The organism is Klebsiella sp. MPUS7 (assembly GCF_009905335.1).
In the GTDB taxonomy this organism is placed as follows: domain Bacteria; phylum Pseudomonadota; class Gammaproteobacteria; order Enterobacterales; family Enterobacteriaceae; genus Klebsiella; species Klebsiella grimontii.
Genome location: NZ_CP047604.1, coordinates 2,674,132 through 2,690,014, shown reverse-complemented (window position 1 = coordinate 2,690,014; position 15,883 = coordinate 2,674,132). Strand labels below are relative to the sequence as shown.

General features: G+C 55.4%; 14 protein-coding genes. 7 read left to right on the top strand and 7 right to left on the bottom strand.

Annotated elements, in window-relative coordinates:
• Positions 1-9 precede the first annotated feature (9 nt).
• The 3 genes from GUC22_RS12640 to GUC22_RS12630 all read left to right on the top strand — a co-directional run bounded on the left by GUC22_RS12640 (position 10) and on the right by GUC22_RS12630 (position 3,133).
• On the top strand, positions 10-771 hold the full coding sequence (locus GUC22_RS12640; RefSeq protein ID WP_024358109.1) for an SDR family NAD(P)-dependent oxidoreductase: 762 nt from the start codon (positions 10-12) through the stop codon (positions 769-771).
• A 16-nt stretch (positions 772-787) separates the two neighbouring features.
• Positions 788-1,783, top strand: coding sequence for a 2-hydroxyacid dehydrogenase (locus GUC22_RS12635; protein ID WP_004136336.1), 996 nt, complete (start codon positions 788-790; stop codon positions 1,781-1,783).
• Between the two features lie 87 nt (positions 1,784-1,870).
• Entirely contained in the window at positions 1,871-3,133 is a 1,263-nt protein-coding gene (locus tag GUC22_RS12630; protein WP_004136334.1) for a PTS galactitol transporter subunit IIC, read from the top strand.
• Between the two features lie 120 nt (positions 3,134-3,253).
• Here the strand turns inward: GUC22_RS12630 and ompC are convergent, their stop codons facing one another.
• The 5 genes from ompC to GUC22_RS12605 form a co-directional block, all read right to left on the bottom strand.
• Entirely contained in the window at positions 3,254-4,339 is a 1,086-nt protein-coding gene (gene ompC / locus GUC22_RS12625) for a porin OmpC (RefSeq protein ID WP_004136332.1), read from the bottom strand.
• Positions 4,340-5,229: 890 nt separating this feature from the next.
• Entirely contained in the window at positions 5,230-5,736 is a 507-nt protein-coding gene (locus GUC22_RS12620; protein WP_004136330.1) for a hypothetical protein, read from the bottom strand.
• A gap of 427 nt (positions 5,737-6,163) precedes the next feature.
• Positions 6,164-7,171: a FecCD family ABC transporter permease gene (locus tag GUC22_RS12615; protein ID WP_024358107.1), complete on the bottom strand. Its 1,008-nt coding sequence runs from the start codon at positions 7,169-7,171 to the stop codon at positions 6,164-6,166.
• Complete coding sequence (locus GUC22_RS12610; protein ID WP_160183542.1) at positions 7,168-8,124, bottom strand: ABC transporter substrate-binding protein; 957 nt, start codon at positions 8,122-8,124, stop codon at positions 7,168-7,170. Before GUC22_RS12610 ends, GUC22_RS12615 begins: the two co-directional genes overlap by 4 nt.
• A 24-nt stretch (positions 8,125-8,148) precedes the next feature.
• The gene (locus tag GUC22_RS12605) at positions 8,149-8,958 is read right to left on the bottom strand and encodes an ABC transporter ATP-binding protein (RefSeq protein ID WP_004136324.1); all 810 of its coding nucleotides are present in this window, start codon (positions 8,956-8,958) and stop codon (positions 8,149-8,151) included.
• Positions 8,959-9,246: 288 nt separating this feature from the next.
• On the opposite strand from GUC22_RS12605, the gene GUC22_RS12600 reads away from it, so the two are divergent.
• Positions 9,247-9,576, top strand: a complete 330-nt coding sequence (locus GUC22_RS12600; RefSeq protein ID WP_049085317.1) for an NIPSNAP family protein — start codon at positions 9,247-9,249, stop codon at positions 9,574-9,576.
• Positions 9,577-9,714: 138 nt separating this feature from the next.
• Here the strand turns inward: GUC22_RS12600 and GUC22_RS12595 are convergent, their stop codons facing one another.
• Complete coding sequence (locus GUC22_RS12595; RefSeq protein WP_154930693.1) at positions 9,715-10,563, bottom strand: XRE family transcriptional regulator; 849 nt, start codon at positions 10,561-10,563, stop codon at positions 9,715-9,717.
• Positions 10,564-10,717: 154 nt separating this feature from the next.
• Between GUC22_RS12595 and celB the strand changes: the two genes are divergently transcribed.
• From celB to GUC22_RS12580, 3 genes are read left to right on the top strand one after another with little or no spacing between them, the layout of a single operon-like run.
• Positions 10,718-12,037 (top strand): PTS cellobiose transporter subunit IIC, encoded by a 1,320-nt coding sequence (gene celB / locus GUC22_RS12590; RefSeq protein WP_004120071.1) that lies wholly within the window; start codon positions 10,718-10,720, stop codon positions 12,035-12,037.
• A 4-nt stretch (positions 12,038-12,041) separates the two neighbouring features.
• Complete coding sequence (locus GUC22_RS12585; protein ID WP_004134354.1) at positions 12,042-12,995, top strand: N(4)-(beta-N-acetylglucosaminyl)-L-asparaginase; 954 nt, start codon at positions 12,042-12,044, stop codon at positions 12,993-12,995.
• Between the two features lie 3 nt (positions 12,996-12,998).
• Positions 12,999-14,456 carry a leucyl aminopeptidase family protein gene (locus GUC22_RS12580; protein WP_160183541.1) on the top strand — a complete coding sequence of 486 codons (1,458 nt, stop codon included), beginning with the start codon at positions 12,999-13,001 and terminating at the stop codon, positions 14,454-14,456.
• Positions 14,457-14,673: 217 nt separating this feature from the next.
• Here the strand turns inward: GUC22_RS12580 and GUC22_RS12575 are convergent, their stop codons facing one another.
• Positions 14,674-15,873 carry an MFS transporter gene (locus GUC22_RS12575; protein WP_004120066.1) on the bottom strand — a complete coding sequence of 400 codons (1,200 nt, stop codon included), beginning with the start codon at positions 15,871-15,873 and terminating at the stop codon, positions 14,674-14,676.
• Between the last annotated feature and the right edge of the window lie 10 nt (positions 15,874-15,883).

Sequence of the window (15,883 nt, the reverse complement as noted above, 5' to 3'; positions counted from 1 at the left end):
GAGGAAAGTATGGATCTGAATTTACACCACCGCACGGCTATCGTTACCGGAGGCGCTACGGGCCTCGGCAAAGAGTTTGTCCTTTCCCTCGCCAGAGAAGGAGTCAATATCTGCTTCACCTATATGCATGAAGACGAGCACCCTGAACTGCTGGTCGAAACGGTGAAAAGCACTACCAACGTCGAGATCGTTGCGGTGAAAACCGATCTTTCCGACGAGCAAAGCCGTGAGAATCTGTTCGCCACCTGTATCGACCGCCTGGGAAATGCCGATATTCTGGTCAATAACGCCGGGATCTGGCTGAGCGGCTACGTTACTGAAATTACCCCACAGGACTGGGATAAGGTGATGAACATCAACCTGAAGGCGGTATTCCACCTGAGCCAGCTGTTTGTAAACCACTGCCTGGCGAAAGATCGGGCCGGCAGCATTCTGAATATCACCTCTCAGGCGGCCTTTCACGGTTCGACCACCGGTCATGCTCATTACGCGGCCAGTAAAGCGGGCCTGGTGGCATTCGCCATTTCGCTGGCGCGCGAAGTGGCGAAACAGAAAATCAATGTCAACAACATCGCCGTCGGCATTATGGATACCGCGATGATCCGTAAAAACATTGAACAGAATCCTGACTATTACGTCAGCCGTATTCCGGTAGGCCGGGTGGCCCAGCCGCACGAAATTGCCGATATCGGCGTCTTCATGGTCTCTCCGAAAACCAGCTATATGACGGGAGCGACTCTGGATGTCACCGGCGGTATGTTGATGCGTTAACTTATGGAGAATGTCTATGAAATGTCTGGCAATTGCCGATCTTTTTATCAATGCAGCGATGATGGACGCGGGTCTGAACGCGCTGAAAGATAAAGGTATTGCAGTGGAAGTGCGCGAATGGTCGCACGAGTCGATTGAAAAACTGCAGGAGGATAATTTGCTGGTGGAACAGCAAGGTTCAGAGGCGCTGGCGCTGCCTGCCGCCCTGCTTCAGGGCGCTGAGGAGACGGAGATCCTGATAGTCCAGTTCGCCCCGGTTAACGCGGCGGTATTCGACAAGCTGCCAAAGCTTAAATACGTCGGCGTGCTGCGCGGCGGCATTGAAAACGTTAATCAGGCGGAGGCCAAAGCGCGCGGGATTGAAGTGATGAACACGCCGGGGCGTAATGCCCGCAGCGTGGCTGAGTTTACCGTCGGCATGATTCTGGCGGAGATGCGCAACATCGCCCGCTCGCACGATGCGCTGCGCGATAAGTTCTGGCGCAAAGAGAGCCCTAACCACCGGGCCATTCCTGAACTGGGCGGCAAAGTGGTAGGTCTGGTCGGGCTGGGGCATATCGCTCAGCTGGTGGCTGGCTTCCTGCGCGGTTTTGGCAGCGAGATTATCTTTTACGATAAGTACGTCGCTGGCCATGACAGCTATGAAAAGGTGGATTCTCTTGATGAGCTGGTTCGACGTGCGGATGTGATTTCGCTGCACGCCCGCTTGACGGCGGAAACCGAAAACCTGATCAACGCGCATCATTTCGACTTGATGAAGGAGAGCGCCATTATCGTCAACACGGCTCGCTCCGGCCTCATTAACGAAGCCGATCTGATTGCCGCGCTTCGGGCGGGTAAAATCATGGGCGCCGCCCTCGACACTTTTGATGATGAACCCCTGCCGGACGATAGCGCGTTTTATTCGCTGAATAACGTCACGATAACGCCGCATATCGCCGGCAGTACTATTGATGCCTTCAGCAATTCACCGAAGCTTTTTTCTGAGATCTTGCTGAAAAAAATCGGTTAACGATTAAAAGAGCCAGTTACGCTTTTATCGGGCCCATTGGGCACGGGTTCGCTCGCGCCCAATTCGGCCGCCTTTTAAGGAAATATTATGGATATTATCAACAGCATTATTAGTCTGGGGGCATCAGTAATGATGCCAGTAATATTCTTTATTATCGCACTGTGCTTTGGCGTAAAAGTGGGCACCGCATTTAAAGCCGGGATGCTGGTGGGGATCGGTTTTGAAGGGGTGGGTCTGGTGATCGGTCTGCTGTTGACCAACCTTGGCCCGGCGTCGCAGGCCATGGTCGAGCGTATCGGTTTGCACCTGACGGTGGTGGATACCGGCTGGCCGACCGCCTCGACTATCGGCTGGGGTTCGCCGCTGATGCTGCCGGTGGTGGTGGGGTTTATCGTTATCAATATCGCCATGCTGCTGCTGAAATTAACCAAAACGGTAAATATTGATATATTTAACTACTGGATTTTCCTGATTATGGGTTCGGTGGTGTATGCCGGAACCGGTAACTACTGGCTCTCCGTCGGTATCACCTTCGGTATATTTATCTTAACCCTGCTGGCGGCGGATTTAACCGCTCCCTATTTACAAAAAAACTATAATCTCCAGGGGATTTCGTTTCCCCATCTTACCTGTATAACCTACGTCCCCTTTGGGATTGCCTGTAACTACATTATTGATAAGATCCCGCTGATCAATAAAATTAATTTCGACCCGGAAAGTATTAATAAAAAATTCGGCGTCTTTGGTGAACCGCTGACTCTGGGCTTCGTGCTGGGACTGCTGCTGGCCTTCCTTGCGGGATACGACGTTTCCGCTGCGGTCTCGCTGGCGATTAAAGTTTCCGCCGCCATGCTGCTGCTGCCGAAAATGATCGAAATTTTGGTTCAGGGCCTGCTGATCGTGCGCGACGCCGCCGAAGCGAAGCTGAAGGCTAAGTTTCCTGACCGCGACTTCTATATCGGCATGGATACCGCGCTGCTTATAGGCGAACCCTCGGTGCTGGCGACCGGACTGCTGTTGATCCCCATGGCGGTGGTGCTGGCGATTATTCTTCCAGGCAACCGCGTGCTGCCGTTTGTCGATCTGGCCTCACTGATGTTCCTGCTGGCAATGGTGACGCCCTTCTGCAAGCGCAACATGTTTCGCATGTTCATTACCGGCACCCTGGTGGTCAGTTGTATTTTGTACGTTGGGACGGATATTTCGCACGAGTATACCCAGGCCGCGGTCAACTCTCATATTCCGGTACCGGAAGGCATGTCTGAAATTACCAATATCGTTGGCGGAGCAACCACGCCGGTTGGCTGGCTGGCGCTAAAATTCGGCGAGTTTTTCAGTACCGCGCCATAAATCGCCCTTCTCACTCTACCCGGCGCGGGAAACGGCGTCGGGCTTTTTTCGCCCCGTCCGTCATTAAAAATGCCTGCCAGGAGGGTAAGCTGGCAGGCATGGCACAATGGACGTCTGTGCTTAGAACTGGTAGGTCATACCCACGGCAACGATGTTGTCGGTACTGATTTTGGCATCGTTGGTGAATTTCGTCTCATCCAGCAGGTTGATTTTGTAGTCCACATAGGTAGACATGTTTTTATTGAAGTAGTAAGTCGCGCCGACATCAAGGTATTCAACCAGATCCTGGTCGCCGTAGCGGCCCAGATCTTTGCCTTTCGATTTCAGGTAGGCGATGGACGGACGCAGACCAAAATCGAACTGATACTGGGCCACGACTTCAAAGTTCTGCGCGGTATTGGCGATATAGCCGCTACCGAACTTCGTCATATTGCGGGTTTCAGCATAGGTGGTCGCCAGGTAGAGGTTGTTGGCGTCATACTTCAGACCGGCCGCCCATACTTCCGCTTTCTCGCCGCGGGCGTATGCGTTCGGATTGTCGCGACCCGCTTTAACCTGCGCATCGGTACGATCGGACGCCGCGTAGGCTGCACCTGCGGCAAAACCTTCGTACTCATAGGTAGAGGCCAGACCCCAGCCATCGCCATGCTGTTTCGCCAAATCGCGACCGTTGCCCTCTTCTTTACCCTGATACTGTACGGCGATATTCAGACCATCAACCAGCCCGAAGAAACCGTTGTTACGGTAGGTAGCAACGCCGGTGGTACGCGCGGTGGCGAAGACGTCAGTTTGCGTCCAGGTATCGCCGCCGAACTCCGGCAGCATATCGGTCCAGGCGCCGATGTCATAGGCGACACCATAGTTACGCCCGTAGTCCAGTGAACCATATTCGCCGAACTTCAGGCCAGCGAAGGCGAGACGCGTTTTGTCGCCGGAATTGTCGCCTTCAACGTTATTGGCGCTGAAGTTATATTCCCACTGGCCGTAGCCGGTCAGCTGGTCATTGATCTGCGTTTCACCTTTGAAGCCCAGACGCGCATAGGTCTGATCGCCATCTTCAGACTTATCGCTGGAGAAGTAATGCAGGCCGGTCACTTTCCCGTAGAGGTCGAGTTTGTTTCCGTCCTTGTTATACACCTCTGCTGCCTGCACGGTTCCTGCAGCAAGAAGTGTAGAGACGGCCACTGTAAGTAATTTTAATTTCATATTATTTCGTCCCTAACTATTAATAAAATATCAAATCTCAGATGCCTTCTGAGCGAACCTATTATGCGATAATTCGCAAAGAGACTTAAAATTAAAAGTTCCTGGTTTTTATGCCAATTCCGATAATTGTGACGGCGTCAGGGGTTGTTAATTGACCTTGATCAATTAATCTTACCGCTGACCTGTAATTATTCTGAATAAGATCCGTTGCAACCGGTTAAACCAGAAGATTTAACTAAAGGAGACGATTTTCTATAAGTAAATTCTAATGATAAGATAAATTAAAGATTGCATTTTGTTAAATGACAGCAAAATCATATAGTTATAATTTTAATATCAATGCGAATATTCTCATCCATAAACAGATTCATTCTCCATAACTTCCTCTATAAGGTATATTCAGACTTTTCTCCTTAAAATAAAACCTGGTGTTATGGGTACCCTCTACGTTATTTTGATTTCTTGACAAAACTCATGGCAATTATAGCACTGCGGTTTAAGGTTTGTTTAATCTTTTTGTGAAAGGGATAGTCACGACAGTTTTTTCAAGGGATGGGGAAGTGATGAATAAATATAGTTCTGGAAGAGTCCAAAGGATTATGCCTATCGGAATGCGATGGAGGCGAATATGTTAAGGCCGATGACGGCGGGACGAAGGCTGGGCGGGAGTCGCCAGCCGACATCGCCAGAGAGGTGAAAAGACGGCTAAACGGCTGAGTTTGATTCAAACCATCGGTCAGATAAGCAAATGAAGCCCAGGAGAGTGGTTATCCCTCTTCACCGGTTCCGGGTAATGATATGAGACACGTTGGCTCAACGTGTCCATCCTGAAAAGCGCCGCAGGCGGAAAAATAAAATGAAAGTGCGCAGATAACGGTAACGTGCGGCAATTACTCCGGCATGAATTTATCGATCAGCGAAAAAGCGTGTAAATAATTAGACAGCGCCAGTAGCGCATGAAATGAATGAAAGCCAAACTTTTCAATTATTTTTCTTTTATTGCAGCTATAAGCCTTCGGTGAAATGCCGAGCAGTTCCGGATAATCCTTTGCCAGCACGTTAAACTTCATTACAAAAATATACTGAAACTCTCGCTCTGTTAAAGTGATATCTTCCCCCACCGGGATCCCGTCAGTTACCCTGTCGATGATATTGGCGATATGCGCGGTGCGCCTCTTATTTATCAAACAAACAATATTATCTTCGACCTTAAAGCAAACAAAATTCTTTTTCATTTCAAAGCTGTTAATCAGAAAATGAAACTGCGCGCGCCTGCTGGTTGGGTACCTTGTTAAGCACAAATCGACCAGATTCGCCTGCTTCGCCGCTTTTACGTCATTTATTTTCAGCCGCATGGCTTTTTTAAAAAAATGATTGTGGCTGACAATCGTCACCATTCCTTTCCCTCACGAAAGCCGAATAATCCTTATAAAAAGGCGAAAATACGCGCCATGGGGATTTACCCATGAGTGAAGTGGGTGAATTATAAGTTTGTTTAATATTTATTGTCCAGACGCGCGCTTTTCAGAAAAATCCCGCAATAACCGCGCTGATTAATTTTGCGTCAGCCCGCGCACGGCGATTCAATCAATCATTATTTTAAGAATTTTCTCATTAGACATCGGAATAAGCGCAATAAGCAGAACAATACACTGATATTTTATGTAAATTCGATTGATTAAATCAAATAAATATATTTATCGAAATATTATTTCACATTAACAAGACTACCCGCGAAGGAACGTAAAGCGTTTATTCATTTTACCAATGTTTATTTGCCATTCGTTTAAGTCTGCGCCGGGTGATGGCCCGGCGCGAAGAAGTTTACGCCCGGTTTCTGGCAAGCAGGATAATGATAAACAATCCGCCGATTCCGGCCGTAATGATCCCAATCGGCAGCTCCTGCGGGGCCAACAGCGTCCTGCTGACAATGTCGCCGCCGCACAGGAGCACGGCCCCCCACAGGCCGCATAAAGGAAGCAGCAACAGATGTTTGACGCCGGAAAAGTAGCGGCACATATGCGGCACCATCAGGCCGATAAAGCCAATCACTCCGGTTAAAGCCACCAGCAGCGAGGTGGCCAGCGCGCAGCAGAAAAAAACCTCCATTCTCAGGCGGCCAACGTTAATACCCAGCGACTGCGCGGTCTGCTCGCCGGCCAGTAAGCCATCCAGCGAGCGCCAGCGTAACAGTACGAACGCGCCGAGAAACAGCAGACTGAATACGGCATACGGTAAATTATCCCAGCGCGCCAGACCAAGCCCTCCCAACGACCAGAACAGTACCGAACTGGCGGCCCGCTGATCGCCGGAGAAAATCAGATAGCTGGTCAGCGCGCCGAATAAAAAGGAGATCGCCAACCCGCAAATCACTAAGTGTTCGGCGCCGCGCTGCTTTTTAAAATGAAACAGCAGCATCACCGCCACCGCCGAGCAGAGTCCGCCAACGAATGCCGATACCGGCAGCGTCAGCGCGCCAAGCCGCTCGCCGAATCGGGTAATCACCAGCACCGCGCCCGCCGATGCGCCGGAGGAGAGACCAAATAAAAAAGGATCGGCCAGATCGTTGCGCGTGGTGGTCTGTAAAAGGCCGCCCACGATCGCCAACACGGCGCCCGCCAGCACCGAGAGCAGCGTTCTCGGCACGCGTAAATCAATGACAATACGCCCGATCATCTCCGATACCGGCACATCCAGCAGCCGCAAGGCTCCAAGAACCTGGGCCAGCGATAACGGTACGCTCCCTTTGGCAACGCTGAGCAGCATCAAACCGGCTAACAGCGGCAGCGCGCCCCACATTGCCCAGCAGTAACGAAATTGAGTGCCCCTCATTGGTTAGCCGCTGGATACAGCGCATGAGCCAGCTTTTCCGCCGCGTTGATATTCGCCGGGCCGGGCGTCAATTCAGCATACTGCAGCTTCAGGTAGCGCTGCTGCTTCACCGCCGGTGTCTGCTTCATTAACGGATGATTTTCGAGGAAACGGCGCAGCGAATCAGCGCCGCTGCCGGTCTGATAATCGAGAAGAATAATAAAGTCAGGCTCCGCCGTCGCCACGCTCTCCCAGGAGGTGGTTCCCCAGCTCATCTCCAGGTCGTCCATCACGTTTTTCCCACCGGCCGCTTCAATAATCGCGGTCGGCATGGCGTACCGTCCGCTGGTAAAGGGCTTATCTTCGCCAGAGTCATAGACAAACACTTTCAATGGCTGTACGCCCCGCGGCGGCTTAGGCAACGCGTTCAGCGCTTTCTTCCAGCCGTCAACCAGCGTCTGGGCCTCATGCCGCTTGCCAAAAATTTTGCCCAGCGTCAGCTCATCGTTGTACAGCAGGTCCATACTCGCTTTACGTTTATGCTCCGCGGTAAAGACGCAGCTCTCGCTCAGCACAAAGGTTTTGATGCCGTATTTATCGAGCACGGAAGGCGTGACCTCGCCGCCGACCTTCATGCCGTAATTCCAGCCTGCGAAAAAGAAATCAGGATTCACCGCCAGCAGCGTTTCCAGAGAGGGATATTTTGGCGCCAGCTCGGGAATGGCTCCCATCTGGTGTTTAAATTCCGGGGTCATTTTGTACCACCCGGTAATGCCGGTTAAGCCCACGATGCGGTCCTGCAACCCGAGAGCAAAAGCCATTTCAGACATATTCAGGTCGTGTATAACCGCCCTTTTCGGCGCCTGGGTGAAGGTCACCGGCGTTCCGCAGCTCTCAATAGTGACGGGGAAATCAGCCGCGCTCGCCGCTGAAATGGAAAGAACCGCCATCATGCCTGCAAACCCTTTTTTCATGCTTCGTTATCCTTCAATAATGTATTACGCATAGCCCGGAACCTCGAAAATCCGCAGCGCTTTCCCCGTTTCGGGATGCGGTACGGTAAAGCTGGTCAAGCCAAAGACCGGGTAAAGCCGTTCTGAAACCAGTACGCGCTCCGGCACGTCCCAGGCCAGGGCGCGCCCTTGCGATAAAAGCAAAACCCGGTCGGCAAAGGACTCAATCAGGGAAAGATCGTGCAGTACCGCAACGACCGTGATCCCCAGGCTTTTCACTAATGCCAGCAGTTCCACCCTGGCCTGCGGATCGAGGTGGTTGGTCGGTTCATCCAGCAGCACCAGTTTTGGCGACTGGGCCAGCACCCGCGCCAGCGCCGCCCGCTGTCGCTCGCCGCCGGATAACGCGGAGAGCGAGCGCGTGCGCAGCTTCTGCAATCCCGTATCGTTAATCGCCCGGGTTACGATGCTTTCATGTTCGCGCCGTGACATATCCCGGGCGTGGGGAATACGTCCAAGAGCGACATAATCCTCAAGCGCCAGACGCATATCAGGGGCGTCGTTCTGCGCCAGTACCGCTATCTGCCGGGCCCGCTGCTGCCGGGTTAATGCGGAGACGGAGCGGCCATATAAGCGAACGTCGCCCTCCCGCACCGTCAGTTCATGATCTATCGCGCGCAATAAAGAGGTTTTTCCGCTGCCGTTCGGGCCAATGACCGCCAGGCACTCCCCTTTACCGGCACTAAAATGAATGTCGGCGAGAATGTCCCCGCCGCCGGGACGCGGCAACGATGCGATACTGACGCTAAGCACCGGGACATTGGTCGTACCACCCTTTGTCAAACTCTCCTCCATTAGCCGTTCTCCCTTGCTCTTAAGCGCGGATTAGCGAAACGCACTCTCTTGTTCATTTTCACCGCAGAAAATAGATGATAATCATTATCATTTAAAAAGAAAGGTGAATAGTCACATATTTTATAATGCTTTAATTGTTATATTATAACATAACAATTATTAACGATGATTTGCAACTGCTCTTCGGGGCTGGCCAAAGCCAAGCGCCGAAACATGGGGAGTTGTGCTCAGCGCGGCGCTGTGGTGTATTGCTGCAACCTTCAACGGATTTGCACAGGAAATGTCAGGATGAAAACGGTAGAGTTTTTGCTTTATACCCTTAAACCGGGTTCCGGGAACGATTTTCACCGGCTAATGAAAGAACAAAGCGCGCCCTGCCACCGTGCAGCCGGCATGGATATCGTCGCCTTCGGCAACTCAGTCGAGGACAACGACGCTTATTATCTGATACGGGCCTATGACGACCTGACGCATTTAAATACCTCGCAGGAGCGCTTCTATCGTAGCCCGGCGTGGCGCGAAGGCCCGCGACAGGCCATCATCGATAAAATCAGCGTCAGCGTAAAAACGGTGATGGAGCTGAGCGACAGCGCGATTGATGGCCTACGAAACAGCTGACCCGCGCGGGCAACAACGGCTGAGCCGGCGGCGGTTCGTTTTTCTGGCGCAGACATTCATGGGTTGCAGGCGTTGCCCGCTGGCGGCCGACGCCTTACCGTGCCAACGATGAGTCAGTGTAACCCGGCAAAAATGCGGCTACTGCGCGTCCCCCTGACTCCGCCATGAGTTGTGATTCAGCGACGCAAGAAAGCCCTGCGGCGTGTTGTTGCCGAGCTTTTTTTGCGTCCGTCCCTGGTTCCACAGCGCGCACAGCCGCTGCAGCGTCGCATCCGGTTCGTCCAGCGCCGGAATAACGTCGGCTAATCGCTCGCGAAGCTGCACCGCCCCGCTCTCCGCCATCGCCACCGTTGCGCACGACAGATCCGCGCGCGCGGGCTGAAAGCCGGCATGAGCATAAATCTCAAGACATTGTATCCGCGCCGGACAGGCGTCCAGCGCCTGGCTCAGCCAGCTATCGACCAGCGCGGGCGAGATCCCCGAATAGATGCGGCCAAAGCACCAGCCGCTGATCGGCTCCTGCGCCCAGAGCAGATGATGTTCACCACCGTCGTCCATCGACAGCGCCAGCTGGCGGTAGTGCAGCGTCAGGGTATCGGCGCGCATCCCTGCCTTTAACGCTTTCTTTCCCTGCGGCGCGGCGCTTTTCCGCCCCTCATGGGCCGGGCGCAGATAGCGGTTCAGGGTGGCCCGAGAGATGGCGATGCCCAGCCCCTCATTCACCATAAACAGCAGCTCATCCAGCGGCGCGCGCAGCGCATCGCGCAGGGCATTTATCAGGTTCTCCTGCTCTTGTCTCAATACTTTGTGTATCAAATGCGGCGTGGTGTGGTTATCGGAAATCTGGCTGCGGTTGCGCCAGCGGCGCACCGTAGTAATAGAAATCCCCAGTTCCTGCGCCAGTTCGCGGTCGCTTTTGGTCGACTCCTGAAGATATTTGCGCGTTCTTGGCGTGGTGGTTGCGTTGGCGTGCAGCTTAATTTCCATACGATCCTCGACAGAAAATATAACCAATCATATGAGATATATATTATTGTAGAGAACACAATGTGAACCGCTTCACCTTTAAGCCCACCGCTTTCTCTCATAATCCGCCATAGATAACACACTCATCCCCTGTCGATCTTGTACGGAGTTCACAATGAACAATGTTCTGGGATTTCTTGAAGCCAAACTGATGCCGCTGGCGGCGAAAACCGCCCAACAGCGTCACCTCGGCGCTATTCGCGGCGCCTATGTTTCATTTATGCCTTTTATTATTGTCGGTTCTATTCTGCTGGTGATCTCGTCGTTCCCCAACCAGAGCTATCAGCAGTTTATGGCCAGCACCTTCGGCGCCAGCTGGAGCGCGATTATCGAAATTCCGTTCAACGCGGTCTTTTCGACGATGTCGCTGTTTATCAGCTTCCTGGTGGCCTATCGTCTGGCGGAGCACTACGGCGATGACCGCATCTCCTGCGGCATCCTTTCGCTGGTGGGGTTTCTGATCCTCACGCCATTTATTAAAGTCGCTGAAAACGGCGGCATCACGGTGATCCCCGTGGAATGGATCGGCACCAAAGGATTATTCGTCGCCATGATCGGTTCGCTGCTGTGGACCGAACTGTTCTGCTGGCTTAAGCGCAAGAAGCTGGTGATTAAGATGCCGGACGGGGTGCCGCCCGCGGTGCAGGAGTCGTTCGCCGCGCTGATCCCGGCGCTGCTGGTAATGATTCTGATCCTGGCGATTCGTATCGGGTTTGAGCACACCCACTACGCCACCATCCACCAGTTTATTTATGAAGTCGTCGCCTCGCCGGTACGCCATTACGGTACCTCCTACTTCGGCGCGCTGATGACCGTTTTCAGCATTACCATTCTATGGTCGGTCGGCATCAACTCCGGTTCGATGATTAACGGCATTATTCGTCCGCTGTGGATGGAAAATCAGACCGATAACATCGCGGCTATTCAGGCTGGCGTCACTCCGCCGCACATTATTACCGAGCAGTTCTTCGACATGATCTGGATGGGGGGCGCGGGCGCAACGCTGTCGCTGGTCATTGCGATGCTGATTTTCGCCCGCAGCAAAAATATGCGCGAAGTCGCCCGCCTCGGCGCCGGCGCCTCCATTTTTAATATCAATGAGCCTATCCTCTTTGGCCTGCCGGTGATCATGAACCCGATCATGCTGATCCCGTTTAACCTCGTGCCGCTAGTGCTGGTCACCGTGCAGTACGCAGCGATGAAAATCGGCGCAGTGGCCGTCACCACCGGGGTCTTTATCCCCTGGACGCTGCCGCCGGTGATCAGCGGTTTTATCGTCACCGGGCATCTTAGCGGCAGCGTGATGCAGATCCTTAATTTGCTGATTGGCGCCATGCTGTACCTGCCCTTCATGCGCATCGTCGATAAGCAGTATCGCGCCGCGGAAATCACCGCCCGAGCCGAAACGGACAACACGCTTGCTAAACAGGAGTAAACCAATGTGGGGAATGATTGCCACCTGGCGAATGGCGCTGGAAGGCGTAACCGAAGCCGCGACGGCGCTGGCCTCCGGCGCTGACACCGCCAGCGCCGTGGTCAATGCGGTGGCGGCGGTAGAAGATTTTCCGCTGTACAAATCGGTAGGCTACGGCGGTTTGCCGACGGAAAACGGCGAGGTCGAACTGGATGCCGCCTTTATGGATGGCGATACCCTGGCCTTCGGCGCGGTCGGCAACCTGGTGGATATCGCCAACCCGGTGAAAGTCGCCCACGCCCTCAGCCGCCAGCGCTATAACAGCCTGCTGGTTGGCCAGGGCGCCCGAGAGTGGGCCATAAGCCAGGGCTTCGCCGCCAAATCAATGCTGACCGAGCGGGCCATGCAGCACTACCGCAAACGCTGCCGCGAAACGCTGGATAAAGGCCTCAGCCCCTACGACGGCCACGATACCGTGGGCATTATCGGTCTCGACAAACAGGGTTCCATGAGCGTCGCCACCTCCACCAGCGGCCTGTTTATGAAAAAACGCGGGCGGCTGGGCGATTCGCCGATTATCGGCTCAGGCTTCTACTGCGATAGCGAGACCGGCGCCGCCACGGCCACCGGCGTCGGTGAAGATCTGATGAAGGGTTGCGCCAGCTACGAAATCGTCCGGCGCATGGCCCAGGGAATGACGCCGCAACAGGCGGCGGACTCGGTAGTCTACGAGTTGGAAGACAAACTGATGTCGCGCTTTGGCCGCGCGGGCGACCTTTCGGTGGTGTGCATGAACCGCCGCGGCGAATTCGGCGCCGCCACCAATATCAAAACCTTCTCCTTTGTCGTCGCCAGCGCGACCCAGCCGCTCACCGTGTTTTGCGCCGAGCGCGTGCAGGAGAAAACCCACTACCGTCCGGTGGACGACGAATGGATGCAGGCCTACGCCGCACGTATTCGCGCCCCCATCGAGGAGTAAGTCATGCTGGATTACCGCTTTATCAACCGACTGGATAGCGCCTGCCATGGCGCGCATCTGGTGACCTGGCCCGGCAGCACGCTGTTAACCCAGGCCCCCCTCAACTCAAGTCCCCTGCTCGCGGAAATGGTGGCACAGGCCGCCCGCGGCGAGGTGGCGGATACCCGCTTCGGCTGCTCCCCCTTCGCGCGCATCACCCTTATTCCGCGGCCGCTGTGGCAGGATGCGCTGAACGACGGCCTGGCCGAGGCGCTGCGGCCGCTATGCAAAAAGCCGCTGAGCGAAGCGCTTATCCTCGACTGTTCGCTGGAACAGAGCAACGGCACGCTAACCAAAGCGCTGCGCGAACTGTTTAACCTCGACTGGCAGCTTGATGACTTAGGCCTGCATCAGGTGAAAGCCGTCAGGCCACGCCTGCGCCAGCTCGCCCTCTACGCCCTGCCTGAACAGCGGCCGACGCTGGAAACCCTTGTGCGTCAACAGCAGGCGATCGCGCACGGCATGATTGCCGCACGACGGCTGGCGGATCTGCCTTCGGAGCAGTGTACCCCGCAGTACGTGGTGGACGAGGCCCGGCGTCTGTGCATCGATATCCCTGTTCTGCGCTGCGAAGTACTCGATGAAAACGCGATTGTTGAACAGGGGCTCGGCCTGCTGCATGCGGTGGGGAAAGGGTCCGCGCGTCCGCCGCGCCTGCTGGCGATACATTATGATGGTGGCGGCGATGCCCCGGTTCGCTGCTACGTCGGTAAAGGCGTCACCTTTGATACCGGCGGGCTGTGGCTGAAGGAAGGCGCCGGGATGTACACCATGAAGTACGATATGTGCGGCGCGGCCAACGTCCTCGGCCTGATGCTGAGCATCGCCGAGCTGGCGCTACCTGTGCGAGCGATGGGCGTTCTGGCGCTGGCGGAAAACGCGATTGGTCCCGACGCTATGCAACCGGGCAGCGTCGCCCGGGCCTGTAACGGTCTGACGGTAGAGATCAATAACACCGACGCCGAAGGTCGGCTGGTGCTTTCCGACGCCATTGCCTGGGCCAGCCAGCGGCATCCGCAGGCGCGCTATATTATCGATATGGCAACCCTGACCGGCGCGGTGGTTAAAGCGCTGGGTTACGATTTAAGCGGTTTGATGACGCAAAACGAAACGCTGCGGGCGGCGTTGACCCAGGCAGGGATGAAGAGCGGAGACGAAGTCTGGTCGCTGCCGCTGGATAGCAGGCTGAAGAAACAGACCGAAAGCGCCATTGCCGACCTGTGCAACACGCCGGGCAATAATGCGGCGATCAGCGCTTCCGCCGCCTGGCTTTTACAGCATTTCTGCCCACCGGAGATCCCCTGGGCCCATCTCGACGTCAGCGGCACGGCGCTGTGGCGCGAAGGCGGCAAAAGCGTTGCTTCCGGCCGGCCGATTCCGCTGCTGATTCAACATCTGCTCGACGATATCGGCGAGATTTAATGTCTCCCTGGAGGCGATGTTCGCGCACTATCCCGGGTTGCGGCGAAAACGCCTTACCCGGGCTACGGATTACCCGCAATCTGCGGTCCTGTAGCCCGGGCAGGCGCTCTGCGCCGCCCCCGGGGGAAGAGCGCGGAGTAGCAGAATTTCCCGGAGGCGGTGCTCGCGCACCTGTCCGGGCTACAAAATCAGCAGGATCCGTAGCCCGGGAAATGCCCTACTCCTCGCTCACAACCGGTTTGACTCTTACCGCAAACAGCACAATCACCATGGCGCTGACCAGCAGCACGCCGCTGCCGACAAAAACGCCGCTCGCGCCGTTGAGATCGAACACCGCCCCACCGCCAGCCGCACCGGCGCTAATCGCCAGCTGAATAGACGCCACCAGCAGGCCGCCGGCGCTTTCCGCTTCATCCGGCACCGTGGTGGCAAGCCAGGTCGACCAGCCCACCGGCACCAGGCCAAAAGCAAAGCCCCACATCGCCACCAGCAGACCATCCAGCAGCGCCACGTGGCCGAACGCCACCATCATCAGCGCCAGCACGCTCATTGCCAGCGGCACCAGCGCCAGCGTCAAGCGCAGGCTTCGGGCTAACAGATGTCCGGCAATCGAGGTTCCGATAAAGTTCGCTACCCCAAAACCGAGCAGGATCAAGGAGACCCCTTCGACGCTGGCCTGAGCCACGGTTTCAAGGAACGGGCGCAGATAGGTAAAGAAAGCAAAATGGCCGCTGAAAATCAGGATGGTCGCCAGCATCCCGCCAATCATACCGGGACGGCGCAGTACCTTAAACAGCGTAGCGAAGCTGCCGGCGCTCTCCGGACGCATGGAGGGCAGAACCCACAGCTGCCAGAGCAGCGCAACCACGCTCGGCAGCGCACAAATAAGAAACACGTTGCGCCAGCCGATCAGCGCGCCGAAATAGCTGCCTAGCGGCGCGGCAACCACCGTCGCGATTGAAACGGCGGAAAAAATAATCGCCAGCGCTTTCGGCACCATCGCCGCCGGGACCAGGCGCATGGTGGTCGCGGTCGACATCGACCAGAAGCCGCCGATGGCGATCCCCAGCAGCAGACGACCCAGCAGCAAAAACTCCAGCGAACCGGCGAAGGCCACCATCATGCTGGAGATAATCTGCAAAACCGAGAAGAACATCAGCACCCAGCGGCGGTCAATATTTCGCGTCGCGGTAGTGATCAGTAGCCCGGTCACTAACGCCACCAGCGCCGTCGCGGTCACCGCCTGCCCCGCCATACCTTCGCTAACGCCCAGGCTGGCCGCCATCGGCGTTAACAAACTGGCAGGAAGAAACTCGGCGACAATCAGGCCAAACACCCCCAGCGCCAGCGCATAGACGGCGCGCCACGCGGGCCTGGCGTTAGCCTGGCTCTCTTCAGCTGCAATGCAGGAACTCATAAACATCTCT

Coding starts and splice junctions, on each gene's coding strand:
- GUC22_RS12585 (WP_004134354.1), top strand. CDS start 12,042: ATGTGGGGAATGATTGCCACCTGGCGAATGGCGCTGGAAGGCGTAACC.
- GUC22_RS12630 (WP_004136334.1), top strand. CDS start 1,871: ATGGATATTATCAACAGCATTATTAGTCTGGGGGCATCAGTAATGATG.
- GUC22_RS12600 (WP_049085317.1), top strand. CDS start 9,247: ATGAAAACGGTAGAGTTTTTGCTTTATACCCTTAAACCGGGTTCCGGG.
- celB (WP_004120071.1), top strand. CDS start 10,718: ATGAACAATGTTCTGGGATTTCTTGAAGCCAAACTGATGCCGCTGGCG.
- GUC22_RS12610 (WP_160183542.1), bottom strand. CDS start 8,124: ATGAAAAAAGGGTTTGCAGGCATGATGGCGGTTCTTTCCATTTCAGCG.
- GUC22_RS12575 (WP_004120066.1), bottom strand. CDS start 15,873: ATGAGTTCCTGCATTGCAGCTGAAGAGAGCCAGGCTAACGCCAGGCCC.
- GUC22_RS12620 (WP_004136330.1), bottom strand. CDS start 5,736: ATGGTGACGATTGTCAGCCACAATCATTTTTTTAAAAAAGCCATGCGG.
- GUC22_RS12580 (WP_160183541.1), top strand. CDS start 12,999: ATGCTGGATTACCGCTTTATCAACCGACTGGATAGCGCCTGCCATGGC.
- GUC22_RS12595 (WP_154930693.1), bottom strand. CDS start 10,563: ATGGAAATTAAGCTGCACGCCAACGCAACCACCACGCCAAGAACGCGC.
- GUC22_RS12635 (WP_004136336.1), top strand. CDS start 788: ATGAAATGTCTGGCAATTGCCGATCTTTTTATCAATGCAGCGATGATG.
- GUC22_RS12615 (WP_024358107.1), bottom strand. CDS start 7,171: ATGAGGGGCACTCAATTTCGTTACTGCTGGGCAATGTGGGGCGCGCTG.
- GUC22_RS12640 (WP_024358109.1), top strand. CDS start 10: ATGGATCTGAATTTACACCACCGCACGGCTATCGTTACCGGAGGCGCT.
- ompC (WP_004136332.1), bottom strand. CDS start 4,339: ATGAAATTAAAATTACTTACAGTGGCCGTCTCTACACTTCTTGCTGCA.
- GUC22_RS12605 (WP_004136324.1), bottom strand. CDS start 8,958: ATGGAGGAGAGTTTGACAAAGGGTGGTACGACCAATGTCCCGGTGCTT.